A 14,732-nucleotide genomic window follows, 5' to 3' on the forward strand; every position below is an offset into this window, starting at 1 on the left:
GCTGGCCACCTAAATTAAACCCAACGGGCTGACACCAGAAGCCTGACATACCTCGTAAACCCTAAAAGGAAAGACGAAATCATGGGATTGTTTGATCGCATTAGCCGCGTCGTCCGGGCCAATATGAACGACATGGTCAGCAAGGCAGAAGATCCTGAAAAGGTCTTAGACCAGGCCATCATAGATATGCAGGAAGACCTGGTGCAGTTGCGTCAGGCCGTTGCCAGTTCGATTGCCACACAAAAACGCACCGAGCAACAGTACAATCAGGCTCAATCTCAAGCTAACACCTGGCAACAACGCGCCCAGCTAGCTTTGCAAAAAGGGGATGAAAATCTAGCCCGCGAAGCACTGGTTCGGAAAAAAAGCCACGCTGAAACAGCAGGAACGCTGAAAGCCCAGCTGGATACGCAAGTGACTCAGGTGGATACGCTCAAGCGCAACCTGATTGCTTTGGAAAGTAAGATTTCTGAAGCCAAAACCAAAAAGAATATGCTCAAAGCGCGGGCGCAAGCTGCTAAGGCGAACGAACAGCTGCAAAATACGATTGGCAATTTGGGCACTAGCAGCGCAATGGGCGCTTTCGAGCGCATGGAAGAGAAGGTTTTGCAAATGGAAGCCCGATCTCAAGCGGCTGCTGAGCTGGGTGGTAGCGATTTAGAAAGTCAATTTGCCTTGCTTGAATCTGGCAGCAATGTTGACGATGAACTCGCAGCAATGAAAGCTTCCCTTAGCGGTGCTCCTCCCACCCAAGAAGCTCTACCCGCTTCTGGCCAAACGAGTGCCCCCAAAAACAATCAAGCCGTTGACGCTGAATTGGAAGAACTGCGTTCGCAACTCAACGATATGTAGGTCTCACCGGCTCTTGATCGTTTCTCCAGCAACCCAGGTCTCGATAAACCGCTGTGCGTCCACTCTCTCACCTGTTCCATTTCGAGCGAACACAGAGGGGATGGATGACTTCAGGGAGTCTATCGGGACCTGTTTGCTAAGTGCTGGCCGATAAAATCTGGATAAGATGCGGACAAGCGAGGAATAATCAAACGGATACGAGAATGTGGGTCAACCGGCTCGGTTTATTGTTGCGCTCACAGATTTGCCTTGAGGTGACAAAAAGCTTCACAATAATGAAACTGTAAAATTCTGTGGCAGATTGAGTAACGGGAGTGCTATGAGCAGCCTCATTTCCATTAGCGATGCCGAGTTTGAAACCGAAGTCCTGCAATCCACAACGCCTGTTTTAGTTTACTTTTGGGCGTCTTGGTGTGGCCCGTGCCGGCTCGTGTCACCCTCCGTGGACTGGGCCGCAAACAACTACAGCGATCGCCTCAAGGTCGTGAAAATGGAAGTTGATCCCAATCCCGCCACCGTCAAGCAATATAAAGTGGAAGGAATTCCGGCTTTGAGATTGTTTAATGGGACTGAAGTGATTGAGTCCTATGAAGGGGCGATCAGCCAGCAAAAACTAGCCGGTCTGCTAGACGCCCATTTGTAAAGATAGAGTTATCGTCTTTTGTCATTTGTCCGGCGAAGGGTGCAGGCTCAATGACAAAAGACAAATAACACAAAACATCTGACACTATATGCAATTTGCAAAACGTTTAGATCCCCTCCGTGCTAATGTCTTTGCCGATATGGATCGGGCCAAGGCAAAGGCGAGGGCAGCCGGCCAAGATTTGATTGATTTATCTCTGGGATCATCTGACTTACCTGCCGAAGATCGCATTCTCGACACGATCGCCCAATCTTTGAAAGATCCCAGCACCCATCAGTATTTGCTGTTTCACGGCACTCAAAAATTTCGCCACGCAGCCGCCAAATGGTACACACAGAAGTTTGGCGTGCCGGTTGATCCGGAAACGGAGGTACTCTCTCTCATTGGATCTCAGGAAGGAACGGCGCATTTGCCTTTAGCGATTTTAAATCCGGGAGATTTTGCCCTGCTGCTCGATCCGGGCTATCCGTCTCATGTCGGCGGTGTTTACTTAGCGAGCGGGCAGATTTACCCGATGCAACTGCGGCCAGAAAATGGATTTTTGCCGGTGTTTGAGGACGTGCCGGGGCCGGTTTTAGCTCAGGCGCGGATGATGGTGCTCAGCTACCCCCACAACCCAACCGCCGCGATCGCTCCACTCTCGTTTTTTCAAGAAGCTGTCGCGTTTTGCCGGCAGCACAACCTTGTCTTGGTTCACGACTTCCCCTATGTAGACTTGGTGTTTGAAGGCTCAGCCCCACCCTCTATTTTGCAAGCTGACCCAGATAAAACGGTTTCTATAGAATTCTTCACCCTTTCTAAGTCATACAATTTAGGCGGTTTTCGCATCGGTTATGCCATCGGCAACCCCCAGCTTATTCAAGCATTGCGACAGGTGAAAGCGGCGGTTGACTTTAACCAATACCTAGGAATTCTCAATGGTGCGAGCGCTGCTTTAAGCGGCCCTCAAGACATTGTTAAGCAAACGGTAGAAACTTTCCGCCAGCGTCGGGATGCTTTCGTCACGGCACTAAACCGCATTGGCTGGTTGGTAGAGACCCCACCGGCAACCATGTATGTTTGGGCAAAACTGCCGGCACCTTGGGAAAATAATTCGATGGAATTTTGCGCCCAACTGGTCGAAACAACTGGCGTTGCAGCCTCTCCCGGTGCCGGTTTTGGGAAAGCCGGCGAAGGGTATGTTCGCTTTGCCTTAGTCCATGAACCGCCGGTGCTGGAAGCAGCAGTCGAAAGAATCGCTAAGTTTGTCCGCTCGTAATAATTCTTAACTAAAAAGAGAGAAGCGTTGCGAATTTGCTAACAAACCTTGTGTTTATGTATTTTTACGCAAAGTTTGATGAATGAAACACGCATTTAATTAGCGGTGACCGTGAAAGGACTTATGATATCTACAGAGGGTGAGAGAAATAGCTCCCGCTAAACGCGCTACAAACATCAGGGATTGCAGACCCGAATCAGGGATAGTTCTGAATATAAAGTTTGGATCGAGCCTTTTCCCGCGCAATACGCGGGATCACAATTTTATGTGAGTGCAATCACACCTCAACTTAAACATTAAAGGCTCAAATGGAATAAAGCAGATATCCTATCTCTCACCAGCTAGGATGAACCGGCCTGACTATAGCCCAGAGAAATTTGAGGAGGCACCCAAGATGGCAGGAACTGTCAAAAAATTTGTGTTCAGCACTTCGTTGGCTGCCGGCATGATTACGATCTCCGGCACCTCAGTGCTCGCCGCCAGCCTCACAAATGCAACCGTTGCCGATAGTGATTACTCGCTCTATGATTCTAACGGCACAAGTACATTTGTACAACCATCTGCGAAATTGTCAACTATCTTAGGTGGCAATAGCAATTCTCCAGGGGGAAATATCGAGTTATTTTCCAGTAGTGAAAGACTCAGTGGTGGAGAATTCACACAATATGCCGGTGTTACAAGCCTCGCCGGCACAATAGGGGGAAAAGACATTACCTTAAGCAGCCTCACCGCTTCTGACTGGGATAGCAAAGTTGGGGGCGTGACGCTGGCGAAGAGATGGTTCAATGAGGCGTTGAGTGCCAACGGCTTGGGGAGTTTGATAGGAACACGGGAAGGCGGCACACTTTATAACTCTTTTGTAGCGAATGGAGGCCGGCAACGGTTCAGTGACCCTAATATCTCTTATGTTAACCAAGATGACATCACCGGCGAAATTAAAATTGGGCTGGCCGGTCATTATGATGCCAAATCTTTACTATTAGGTGTGATTCCTGCTTCACTAGAGTCTTTGATTTCAGACACAACGGTGCAGGCTAGTGAAATTGTTAAAGTTACTTATAATGGCGAGACTCATTATTTGTATAACTTTAAGGCCACCAACTCAGGGCTATTTGCCCTAAACGATGGTTTCTCGCACAACGGTAACTATGAATTACTGTTGGCGGGGATGCCTCCAGCCAGAGTGCCAGAACCTTGTGCAATATTGAGTCTAATTGGTTTGGGGGGCTTGCTGGCTACCAAACGCACAATGAAAAACGTTTGAATTAGATTTGGATTTGAAGTTGTAACGATTTGCCAGAAGCCGGGACTCGAAAATTTTGCTTGTCTTATGCCGCTGATGCTCCTTTGCTCGTTTTTTGGGGTAGAAGCCGGCAGGGTTTGGCATCTTCCTGCGCTATATAGGGAATTCAAGCTTAGAGGCAGCTCTTCATTGCGCCTTAAAAGATGTATCTGACCGAATTGAGAATTTCTATAGATAAAACTCTATTGTTTTAATTGTCTCAACTAGGGGGATTTAAAGGGATTTTTTTGCCCAAAACAGCAACACAGTTTTGTATAGATAAATTCTTATGGTTTCAATAAGGCTGATAGGGTAGATTCAGGAAAATCCTTAAGACTAATTACTTATCGGGGATTTTAAATGGTTTCAATAGGTTGATCCCGGTAGATTAAAAAGCTTATTTTATAAGGGTTTGAGAGATCTATTAATTTACTTATGGATACAATTTAATATTTATTTTAGTTTTGCAGCTCCTAAGTCTATGCAGTACGCGTTAAAGGCAGTAAGCTTACTTTTAATCGATGTTTCGCACGACGCGAACGCACCCCACCAAGGTGCTTAAAAGCGATTGACCGGCATTTAGCCAATAGTCAAGTGCGAAATATCAAACAATGACTTGCGCTGAATTCAGCGAATTCGCCTGGTGAAGCGCCTGAAGTTTCTTACAAACGGTCGCTTAAACTCTGAAAGTTTGGCTTAAGTTTAATTTACTTAAGCAAGACTGACAGAAGTACCTAAGCAACCCATCATCAAACCCGTGAAGTACGCTTTGTTAACTCACACAAAGTGACGATTTTCTTAACCTAAATTTAGGAAAAGAAAGTCGCCGCAAGGAGATTCTATGACCAATTTTTCTGCTCAATATTCCCGACGGAAATTTCTGATAACTGCTGGAGCATCTGCTGTTGGATCTGTGTTTCTCAAGGGTTGCTTGGGAAATCCTCCTGAATCTATCTCTGAAGCCACTCGAACCCAAAAAGTAGAAGCACTTACTCTGCCAGCAGAACAAGTACCGGAAACAAAATCAGCAAATATCGGCTTTATTGGTCAAACTGATGCTGCGCCACTGATTATTGCTCAAGAGTTGGGCTTTTTTGCCAAGTATGGGGTGCCGGATATTAAGTTACAAAAGCAACCCTCTTGGGCGGTGGTTCGAGATAAGTTGGAACTCGATCCAGCCGGCGGTGGAATTGAGGCGGGTATGGTTCTCACGCCGATGCCTTACTTAATGGCATTAGGTGTTGTCACCAAAGGAAATAAAAAGATTCCTATGTACTTACCGTTGCGCCTGAACGTTGGCGGGCAAGGCATTACGGTGGCTGATAGCCTTAAGGGTACAGGTGTTAAACTCGATACTTCTGTATTGAAGCAGAGAGCGCAGGAAGCAAAAGCTGCCGGCAAACCGCTGCGCTTTGCCCACACCTTTAAAGGTGGCACCAGTGATATTATGCTGCGCTATTGGTTAGCTGCCGGTGGCATCGATCCAGAAAACGATGTTGTGATTCAAATTGTACCCGGCGCTCAACTTGTTTCTAATCTGCAAACAGGTGACATTCAGGGCTTCTGTGTTGGAGAACCTTGGCACCTACGAGCAATTAATCAAAAAGTTGGTTATACCGCTTTAATTACCGGCGAATTCTGGAAAGATCATCCAGAAAAAGCGCTCGCATTCCGCGCCGACTGGGTAGACAAACATCCCAAAACAACTAAAGCAATTCTTAAAGCGGTAATGGAAGCTCAGCAGTGGTGCGACAAAATGGAAAACCGCGAAGAAATGGCTCAGCTTCTATCAAGAGATGAGTATGCAAAAGTACCCGTAAAAGATATTATCGACCGGCTGAAAGGCAAGATTGATTACGGCGACGGTCGCCCAGTTGCGGAAAATAGCCCTCACGTTATGCGTTACTGGGAAAAGGGAACAGCTTCTTACCCTTACCAAAGTCACGATCAGTGGTTTTTAACAGAAAATATGCGCTGGGGAATGCTGCCGGTGAATACCGATACAAAGGCGATTATTAAGCAGGTAAACCGCGAGGATTTGTGGCGGGAAGCGGCAAAGGAGATGGGCATTGCTGCTGCTGAAATTCCTAAGAATCCATCGAAAGGCGTGGAGAAGTTCTTTGATGGTGTTGCCTTTAACCCCGCCGATCCAGTGGCTTATTTGAAGAATGTGAAGATTAAGAAGATTTAGAAGTGTTAAAGCTTAAGAATTAAGTTAATTTTTAAGTTCTAACTTCTGTAGTGAGTTTCTTGCATTCTCGGTTCCGTAGTTTTCAGTTAAGTCAAGTATTTCAACCAATCAGAGGAAAAGCAAATGGTAGTCAACTCCAGACGTAATAAAGCTAATCAGGCAAATCCGCTTGACAGTGCAGTTTCTTATTTAAAAAAGCAATCTCCTAATTTGGTGCCGCCCCTTTTAGCGCTCGCAACGTTTCTAATTATCTGGCAGTTATTTACGCTCAGTCCAGAGTCTACTTTGCCGGGTCCAATTAAAGTGTTTCAAGAAAGCTGGACAAAAATATTTTGGCCCTTTGCCTATCCTGACCGAGAAGGCACTGCGAAAGGCTTGTTTTGGCAAATCTGGGCTAGCCTACAACGGGTGGCAGTCGGCTACTCTTTGGCGGGGATTGTGGGAATAACAGTTGGCATTATCGTCGGAGTTAATGCCCTTCTCTTCAAAGCTCTAGACCCACTTTTCCAGATCCTTCGTACCATTCCCCCGCTTGCTTGGTTACCGATTGCCTTAGCAGCTATCAAACAATCAGAACCATCAGCGATTTTCGTAATTTTCATCACCTCACTCTGGCCAATTTTAATTAATACCGTTGTGGGTGTGCAGCAAATTCCGCAAGATTATAAAAACGTTGCAAGAGTCTTGCGGTTACCTCAGAAAAAATATTTCTTCAAAATTGTTCTACCGGCTGCGGTTCCTTACATCTTCACAGGCTTACGAATTGGCATTGGTTTAGCTTGGCTGGCAATTGTAGCAGCAGAAATGATTACCGGCGGTGTAGGAATTGGCTACTTCATGTTTGACGCCTATAACGTTGGCCGCACCAGTGACATTATCGTGGCGCTTGTTTATGTCGGAATTGTTGGTTTAATTCTTGACAAAGCAATGGCTTTCGTCGCCAGCAAAGTTGTTCCAGAAGAACGTAAATAACTGAAAAGGGAAAAGTGAAAATTATAAGTTCACCCATTCCCCATGCCCAATGCCCGATGCCCTATTCCCCATTCCCAATCCTTAAATACTATGTCTGTCTTTGTTGCTGTTGACCAACTTGAGAAAGTCTTTGACTTAGCCGGCGGGGGCAAATACATCGCCCTGAAAGGAATCGACCTTCAAATTAAAAAAGGAGAATTTATCTCCTTAATTGGACACTCCGGTTGTGGCAAATCGACGCTTTTGAACACAATTGCCGGCCTGGATTTACCCACAGATGGGTTAGTGACTCTAGAATCCCAAAAAATCACCGGCCCTGGCCCAGATCGCATGGTGGTCTTTCAAAATTATTCACTGCTGCCTTGGTTAAATGTGCGCGAAAACATTGCCTTAGCCGTTGATGAAGTCCTTAACCATCTTCCCAAAGCCGAGAAGCGCAGCATCGTTGAGCAACATATCGATATGGTGGGGCTGCGACCTCATGCTGAAAAACAGCCGGCTATGCTATCGGGAGGTCAGAAACAGCGTGTGAGTATCGCTCGTGCCCTGGCAATTCGTCCGAAAGTGCTGCTGCTAGATGAACCTTTCGGCGCTTTAGATGCACTCACACGCGGCAATTTGCAAGAGAAATTAATGCAAATTTGTGAGGAAAACCAAGTCACTGCGGTGATGGTAACTCACGATGTCGATGAAGCCGTGCTATTGTCTGACAGAATTGTGATGCTGACGAATGGCCCGGAATCAAAAATTGGTCAAATTCTAGAGGTAGATATTCCCCGTCCTCGCAAGCGCATGGAAGTTGTAGAACATCCCAGCTATTACAGCTTGCGGAGTGAAATGATCTACTTCCTCAATCAACAGAAACGTATTAAGAAACTTCGCGCTAGAAAAACGGCGGCAATCGCCCGTCATGGCTTGGAAAAAGTTAATTTGGAAATTGGCTTTGTTCCCCTAACTGCTTGCGCGCCCCTGGCAGTTGCCAAAGAAAAAGGGTTCTTTACCAAACACGGTTTAGATGAAGTGACCTTGGTGCGAGAAACCAGTTGGCGGGGGATTACCGATGGCATCACCGGCGGTTATTTAGATGCGGCTCAAATGCCTTCAGGAATGCCACTGTGGCTAACTTTGGGAGGCCATGAAAACCGGCCCGTTCCCACCGTCAGTTCCCTCACCATGACGCGCAACGGGAATGCCATAACCTTGTGCAAGCGCTTCTATGACCAAGGAATTTACACCTTGGGAGATTTTAAAAAGATGCTGCAAGCGTCGCCGGCGCAACAGCACAGAATGGGCATCGTGCATCCCTCTTCCATGCACAATTTGCTATTGCGTTACTGGTTGGCCTCCGGTGGCATTGACCCTGATCGCGATGTCTCTCTACAAAACCTGCCGCCGGCTCAAATGGTGGTGGATCTGCAAGCCGGCAGTATTGACGGCTTCTGTGTGGGGGAACCTTGGAACCTGCGCGCCGCAATGGAAGGGGTTGGCTTTACCGTCGCCACAGATTTAGAAATTTGGCCCGGACATCCCGGCAAAGTGCTGGGCGTTCGGGAAGATTGGGCCAATGCCTATCCCAACACCCACATCGCTTTAGTGAAAGCGCTGCTGGAAGCTTGCAAATTCTGTGCTGATGAAACGAACGCCGAAGAAGTTCGCCAGATTGTCGCTGGACGCGATTATGTTAGTACGGATGTGGGTTATATCCAAATGGGTGACCCCAACGCCGCAACCTGTAGCTTAGATCAGCCAATGCGGGAATACGCCCATCACCTGTTTTTTGGGGATGGTGTAAACCGCCCCAGTCGTACAGAACATTTGTGGCACATGGTGCAAATGGCACGGTGGGGTGACGTTCCTTTCCCCCGGAACTGGTTGGAAATTCTAGAACGCGTATGCCGAGTGAGTGTATTTAGCACCGCAGCGCGAGAAATAGGGGTGCTGGATGTGAAATACAATCGCGGATCGATCCAGCTATTTGATGGCACCACATTTAATACAGATGACCCGATTGGTTACCTCAACAGTCTAGAAATTAAACGCGATTTCAGCGTAGCCGAAGTGATTCTAGACTCACGCTCTACAGCCGCTTAATTAGGTGAGGTATAGGGGCGACTACTAGCGCTGACGCGCTGAAAGTTTCTGCTCAAACCAATAGGCTATTTACGCAAATGCTAGCGCTGACGCGCCGCTACGCTATCGCCCCTCATGTAAACAAAAAACACAAGATTAAGGACGAACAAAAACTATGGCATCTTTAAATCGCAATTTCACCTACACCGGCACCCTCACCCAGCCGGCTGTTAATTCAAAAACTGCTAAGGAAACATTCCTCGTCATTGAAGATGTTTCTAAAGTTTATAAAACCCCCAAAGGACCTTACACGGTGCTTGATGGCGTTAATCTCACCGTTAAGGAAGGGGAGTTTATTTGTGTCATCGGTCACTCTGGCTGTGGCAAATCAACTTTGCTGAACATGGTATCCGGTTTCGCCACACCCACTGCCGGCAAGGTGGAACTGCAAGGTTCACGCATCACTGAACCGGGTCCAGATCGCATGGTCGTCTTTCAAAATTACGCTTTGTTGCCTTGGCTTACAGCCTTTGAAAACGTTTACTTAGCCATTGACTCGGTTTACCCCAACAAATCTGGCGCAGAAAAAGCGGCGATCACACGGGAACACTTGGCAATGGTAGGCTTAACAGAGGCGGCGGATAAAAAGCCCAGCCAAATCTCTGGGGGGATGAAGCAACGGGTTTCGATTGCGCGTGCTTTGGCAATGCGTCCGAAAGTCTTGATTTTAGATGAGCCTTTTGGGGCGCTGGATGCAATTACCAAAGAAGAGTTGCAGGAGGAATTACTTAAAATTTGGAATGATCACCGCGCAACGGTGCTAATGATTACTCACGATATTGATGAGGCGCTATTCCTGGCAGACCGATTGGTGATGATGACGAATGGGCCGGCTGCTAAAATTGGGGAGATTTTAGAGATTCCTTTCCCGCGTCCCCGCGATCGCGCCCGCATTATGGAAGATCCAGAATACTACAAACTCCGCAATCACGCCCTCGATTTCCTCTATCACCGCTTCGCTCATGATGAGGATGAGTGAATTTTTAAGGCAAACACTAAAATCCAAGTTATGCCGACGGAAGGCTTTCGTGAACAGCCCAAATATGCAAATATGAAGGGGACGAAAATGAGAAGCCTACTCTCCTAGAGTTTATCTGCTTCTCTATTTCTATAATCTCTGCCGGCATAACTCTGCGCTTTTGCTTTTTTTGACTAATTATCTCATAGCTAATAAGTTTGTTGAGACTGGGTGCAAGCTCAATGAAACGACAGCTTTCTCAAAGGAACCTTACAACGGTTTTGCTATCAGCAAACCTGATAACAATGTGGGTATTTAATAACTTATACAAAAAATTTAGACGAGCCAGCAAAGATGAAAACTTCCTGCATGGGCTAGAAAACCTGGAGGGACTGGTCTCCAAAATTCTTTCTTTGGGAATGATCATTGTTATCTTAGCCTCCCTTTGGAATTTGGGACTCTTTCTTTTTCTAGAGCTACTCACAACAGAGCCAGACGATTTTGGTAAGGATTTGTTCAAAGTTTTTGGTTTATTTTTAAATGTTTTGATTGCCCTTGAAATTCTAGAAAATATTACGGCTTACCTCAAAAAGCACGTAATTCAGGTAGAGTTAGTCATTGTGACTTCTATCATTGCAGTCGCTCGTAAGATTATTATCTTGGATCTAGAAAAAATAGAAGGTATTCAAATTATTGGATTAGCTGTTGCAATTTTTTGCCTTTCAATTAGTTACTGGATCGTTCGTAGCCAAAACGCCAAAAAGTATGACTGATAACTCCCAATCTGGTAGACGTCGCGCACTGCTGTTAGTCAATCGTGGCGCTAGAAAGGGAGATGAAAGTATCTCTAAAGCAGTTGAACAGTTGCAATACTTAGGGGTTGAGATCCTAGAGGAATCGACAGAGCATCCTCTACAAATCCCCGATCTAATTCGGCGCTACCGGCATCAAGTGGATTTGGTGATTATTGGAGGCGGTGATGGCACTATGAATGCAGCCGCAGAGGGATTGATAGACTCTCAGTTACCTTTGGGGATTTTGCCTTTGGGAACGGCAAATGACCTCGCTCGGACTTTAGAAATTCCCACTTCTATACCCGATGCCTGCCAAATTATTGCTGCCGGCAAAATTCGGCGCATTGACTTGGGTTGCGTGAATGGCAAATACTTTTTTAATGTGGCAAGTTTAGGGCTGAGCGTGCAAATTACCCAACAGTTGAGCAAGGAGGCAAAGCGCCGGTGGGGAGTTTTTGCCTATGCTTTGACTGCTCTTAAGGTGCTTTGGAAATCTCGACCTTTTAGAGCAGAGATACGCCTAAAGGGAAAATCAATAAAAGTGAAAACGGTTCAAATTGCCATCGGTAACGGGCGTTATTATGGGGGTGGGATGACTGTTGCTGAGGATGCGACCATTGACGACCGGCGGCTGGATCTCTACAGTCTGGAAATTAAATCCTGGTGGCAAATGATTCTCTTGCTGCCGGCAATGCGGCAAGGAAATCATGCTGATTTGCGTGGTGTTCGCGCCCTCAACGGCACTGAATTTGAGGTGTTTACTCGCAAACCTCGCCCCATCAATACCGATGGCGAAATTACTACCCACACGCCGGCTCAATTCCGCGTCATTCCTCAAGCTTTAGCTGTTTTGGTTCCTTAAGCAGTTCCCTCTCAAACTCATTTATGCTTTTAAGTCCAAAAGTCAGAGAAGTCTGGGTTTATTAAACTGTCTAAAATTTAATAAATTTTGCATTGACTGATTGGAAAAAATCTGAATTTTGCTGAGTGAATTTAAAGATTATTAAGAGCGAAGACAGAACTTAAGATGTTGGTAAAAAAAATCTTACCATTTAAAAATTATTGATGTACTAGAAGTTTAGCTATCTTTTCAAAAATAGGCATTTACAAATCTTAACAAAATATTTTATTAACTTGGAAAAATTTATGTGGGAAGCGTGAGCGTTTTAAAGTTCAATGGATATTGCTATCGGTGCGGCTTTAAGGGTTTGGGTGCTTGAGGATGAACCGTGTCCATTTAAACTTAAAAGGTTGAAGAAGAAGAGGAAGACTGACTTCCCAAGGGTGCAATGATGCCATAAGCTAACTGGACGCCTTCAAGACGGCAAAGTGAATCAATGGCCAGCACCTAATGTTAAGTGCCGGTGCCGGCATGGCTGCTGGGTCAATCCGAACCGGGACAGATGCCTTGCATCTACAAGCCTGAGCCGGGGATAGTGATAGCACTGCATGGCATCGGCAGCAATAAGCTGAGAATCTGCAAGCGTCTTGTAACACCTTCAAACTCTCTGTTGCCGGTGCCACTGCACTAGCAATCGAGGCCAAGCACAATCTGTTTCAGATAAACCCGATTAAGCGATCGAATGTCAGAACATATCTTAGTCTTCATCTCTTCCCAAATGGAGGGATGGGACATGATAATTTTGAGGCTAAGTGAGATTAGGAGTTCTAATGAATAGCCAACAAAACGCTGCTACCCCGATGAATGCCCCGAAGTCAACGACGACTTCGTTGAATAATGCCAAACCAACCTCTAATTTGATCAACAAATCGATTCTGAGCGTCGATCTGGGCCGAACGTCTACAAAAACCTGCGTAAGTCGAGAGCCTGATAGTGTCATTTTCATCCCGGCTAATATCGTCGAGAAGCCGGTGCAAGAGCTGCGCGGGGGCATCTTTGAAGCTCGCACCACCGATCCTTTACTGGATTTGTGGGTAGAGTACCAGGGGAGTGGGTACGCCCTTGGGCAACTAGCAGCCGACTTTGGGGCGAATCTTTACTCTAGCGCCAACCAAGAAAAGCAATCTAAGACTGAAGACGCCCTGCCAAAAGTCTTAACTTGTATCGGTTACTTTAGCGACAAGCTCAAGGATAAGGACGATCTGTCCGTTGTGATCAGCCTGCCTTACTACGCCCAAGAAGAGTTTGAGCGTGAGAAAGAAAAGCTTGTTAACTTGCTAACCGGCCCTCACACGATGAGCTTCCGGGGCGAGCAGATGTCAATTAACATTACCAAGGTGTGGGTGATGCCCGAAGGGTATGGCAGCCTCATCTGGTGTGAAGGCGAATCGAAAAAGCCGGCAACGACAGACCTGTCAAAAGTGCCGGTGGCCATTATAGACATTGGACATCAAACGACTGATTGTTTAATGGTCGATAGTTTCCGGTTCGCACGGGCTGCATCCAAGAGCGAACCCTTCGCCATGACTGAGTTTTACAAACAAGTCGCCGCTCAGATTGAAGGGTCAGATCCCCAGTCTCTGTCTCTGATCGAGGCAGTCAACCGAGCCAAAGGTGATCGGTTCTACCGGCCAAGGGGGGCAACGAAACCGACCAACCTTGATGATATTTTGCCGAACCTGAAAGAAAGTTTTTCTCGTGAAATGTGCGCTCGTGTGCTGGCATGGCTGCCAGAGCGCGTTAAAGCGGTGATTCTGACTGGTGGGGGAGGAGAATTCTTCTGGGAAGATATGCAACTCTTGCTCAAAGATGCCCGGATCGAAGCACATTTAGCCTCGCCGTCTCGACAAGCGAATGCCTTGGGACAGTATATTTATGGAGAAGCACAGTTAGCAACATTCCCTGCTCGCGCCAATAATAAGGCTTGAACCTGATGTTCCAGAGGTCAAATAAGACAAATAAATCGGTCACGTTCAACCAAGAGGTTGCTGACCAAACCTTGTTGACGGTGATTGAAACCGAGTTGGCCAAACAACCGCACAAGACCTTCAGCGACCTCTGTAAAGAAGCTCTGTGGCAATTTTTGTGCGTCCCTGAATCTTTACGGCCCAGCCCAAAAATTGGGGAAATGGAACAGCAAATCGCTGACCTCCAGCGTCAATTTGCTGAGTTTGAGAAACAGGGAGCGGCTAAATCATCTGTCGGCGCGGTGTCGGTATTTGAACCTCAGCAGCCTAAGCCGGGGGCAAGCCAGACGGAACAACAAGTGGCTGAGGTGCAACGCCAACTTGCCGCGCTGGAGCAACAGGTAATGGCGAAGGAATCGGGCCGGCTGGAAACCCTGGAACGCCAACTGCATCAACTCAGCCAGCAGATGATGCAGTTGGCTCTGCAAGTCAGTCAGGGTTCCCCTATTAACAGCACTCCGCTGCCAGAACCCCCGCCACAACCAGTGACTCCTGAACCTGAACCTCTTATAGAAGAAATCGATCCTGAGATCGCTCGTCTTAGAGGGTTACTAGAGGAGTTCTGAGGCTACTTTACGGCGTTGACCGGCATCTACCTGAGATTCTATTCGCGCTAGAAGGGTGAAGCGTGGCACTGCCCTGCCTGTACAGGTGTGAAGGGTGAAGGCTAAAATTTCACACTTGTATGGGCACAGAGCGCAAAGGCTTAACTTCGCTATTCAGTTCTATTCATTGGATCGCTGAAAGCGAAGAAGGCATTTGCATCTGCTCAAGCTCATCTGAG

12 protein-coding genes are annotated in these 14,732 nt (G+C 46.9%); all 12 read left to right on the forward strand.

Annotated elements, in window-relative coordinates:
* The first annotated feature begins 81 nt into the window (after nt 1-81).
* A complete protein-coding gene (locus H6F56_RS08560; protein ID WP_190666827.1) occupies nt 82-852 on the forward strand; it encodes a PspA/IM30 family protein in 771 nt (256 codons plus the stop codon).
* A gap of 319 nt (nt 853-1,171) precedes the next feature.
* Nucleotides 1,172-1,495: a thioredoxin family protein gene (locus H6F56_RS08565; protein WP_190666829.1), complete on the forward strand. Its 324-nt coding sequence runs from the start codon at nt 1,172-1,174 to the stop codon at nt 1,493-1,495.
* A gap of 88 nt (nt 1,496-1,583) precedes the next feature.
* Nucleotides 1,584-2,753 carry an LL-diaminopimelate aminotransferase gene (locus tag H6F56_RS08570; RefSeq protein ID WP_190666832.1) on the forward strand — a complete coding sequence of 390 codons (1,170 nt, stop codon included), beginning with the start codon at nt 1,584-1,586 and terminating at the stop codon, nt 2,751-2,753.
* A gap of 394 nt (nt 2,754-3,147) precedes the next feature.
* Complete coding sequence (locus H6F56_RS08575; protein ID WP_190666834.1) at nt 3,148-4,017, forward strand: NF038130 family PEP-CTERM protein; 870 nt, start codon at nt 3,148-3,150, stop codon at nt 4,015-4,017.
* A gap of 859 nt (nt 4,018-4,876) precedes the next feature.
* Nucleotides 4,877-6,226, forward strand: coding sequence for a CmpA/NrtA family ABC transporter substrate-binding protein (locus H6F56_RS08580; RefSeq protein ID WP_190666836.1), 1,350 nt, complete (start codon nt 4,877-4,879; stop codon nt 6,224-6,226).
* A gap of 123 nt (nt 6,227-6,349) precedes the next feature.
* Entirely contained in the window at nt 6,350-7,198 is an 849-nt protein-coding gene (ntrB, locus tag H6F56_RS08585) for a nitrate ABC transporter permease (protein WP_190666838.1), read from the forward strand.
* Nucleotides 7,199-7,288: 90 nt separating this feature from the next.
* Entirely contained in the window at nt 7,289-9,289 is a 2,001-nt protein-coding gene (locus H6F56_RS08590) for a nitrate ABC transporter ATP-binding protein (protein ID WP_190666841.1), read from the forward strand.
* Between the two features lie 154 nt (nt 9,290-9,443).
* On the forward strand, nt 9,444-10,307 hold the full coding sequence (locus tag H6F56_RS08595; protein WP_190666843.1) for a nitrate ABC transporter ATP-binding protein: 864 nt from the start codon (nt 9,444-9,446) through the stop codon (nt 10,305-10,307).
* 284 nt (nt 10,308-10,591) lie between these two features.
* Nucleotides 10,592-11,059, forward strand: coding sequence for a phosphate-starvation-inducible PsiE family protein (locus H6F56_RS08600; protein ID WP_242031929.1), 468 nt, complete (start codon nt 10,592-10,594; stop codon nt 11,057-11,059).
* Nucleotides 11,052-11,942, forward strand: a complete 891-nt coding sequence (locus tag H6F56_RS08605) for a lipid kinase (protein ID WP_190666847.1) — start codon at nt 11,052-11,054, stop codon at nt 11,940-11,942. The genes H6F56_RS08600 and H6F56_RS08605 overlap by 8 nt, the downstream gene beginning before the upstream one ends.
* A gap of 809 nt (nt 11,943-12,751) precedes the next feature.
* Nucleotides 12,752-13,909, forward strand: coding sequence for a ParM/StbA family protein (locus H6F56_RS08610; protein ID WP_190666849.1), 1,158 nt, complete (start codon nt 12,752-12,754; stop codon nt 13,907-13,909).
* Between the two features lie 5 nt (nt 13,910-13,914).
* Complete coding sequence (locus tag H6F56_RS08615) at nt 13,915-14,514, forward strand: plasmid segregation centromere-binding protein ParR (protein WP_190666851.1); 600 nt, start codon at nt 13,915-13,917, stop codon at nt 14,512-14,514.
* Nucleotides 14,515-14,732 lie beyond the last annotated feature (218 nt).

This window comes from Microcoleus sp. FACHB-672 (genome assembly GCF_014695725.1).
GTDB lineage: Bacteria > Cyanobacteriota > Cyanobacteriia > Cyanobacteriales > Oscillatoriaceae > FACHB-68.

Bases quoted from the DNA above. Each gene is read 5' to 3' on its own strand.
- ntrB (WP_190666838.1), top strand. From the start codon at position 6,350: ATGGTAGTCAACTCCAGACGTAATAAAGCTAATCAGGCAAATCCGCTT.
- H6F56_RS08575 (WP_190666834.1), top strand. From the start codon at position 3,148: ATGGCAGGAACTGTCAAAAAATTTGTGTTCAGCACTTCGTTGGCTGCC.
- H6F56_RS08565 (WP_190666829.1), top strand. From the start codon at position 1,172: ATGAGCAGCCTCATTTCCATTAGCGATGCCGAGTTTGAAACCGAAGTC.
- H6F56_RS08580 (WP_190666836.1), top strand. From the start codon at position 4,877: ATGACCAATTTTTCTGCTCAATATTCCCGACGGAAATTTCTGATAACT.
- H6F56_RS08590 (WP_190666841.1), top strand. From the start codon at position 7,289: ATGTCTGTCTTTGTTGCTGTTGACCAACTTGAGAAAGTCTTTGACTTA.
- H6F56_RS08600 (WP_242031929.1), top strand. From the start codon at position 10,592: ATGTGGGTATTTAATAACTTATACAAAAAATTTAGACGAGCCAGCAAA.
- H6F56_RS08605 (WP_190666847.1), top strand. From the start codon at position 11,052: ATGACTGATAACTCCCAATCTGGTAGACGTCGCGCACTGCTGTTAGTC.
- H6F56_RS08595 (WP_190666843.1), top strand. From the start codon at position 9,444: ATGGCATCTTTAAATCGCAATTTCACCTACACCGGCACCCTCACCCAG.
- H6F56_RS08610 (WP_190666849.1), top strand. From the start codon at position 12,752: ATGAATAGCCAACAAAACGCTGCTACCCCGATGAATGCCCCGAAGTCA.
- H6F56_RS08615 (WP_190666851.1), top strand. From the start codon at position 13,915: ATGTTCCAGAGGTCAAATAAGACAAATAAATCGGTCACGTTCAACCAA.
- H6F56_RS08560 (WP_190666827.1), top strand. From the start codon at position 82: ATGGGATTGTTTGATCGCATTAGCCGCGTCGTCCGGGCCAATATGAAC.
- H6F56_RS08570 (WP_190666832.1), top strand. From the start codon at position 1,584: ATGCAATTTGCAAAACGTTTAGATCCCCTCCGTGCTAATGTCTTTGCC.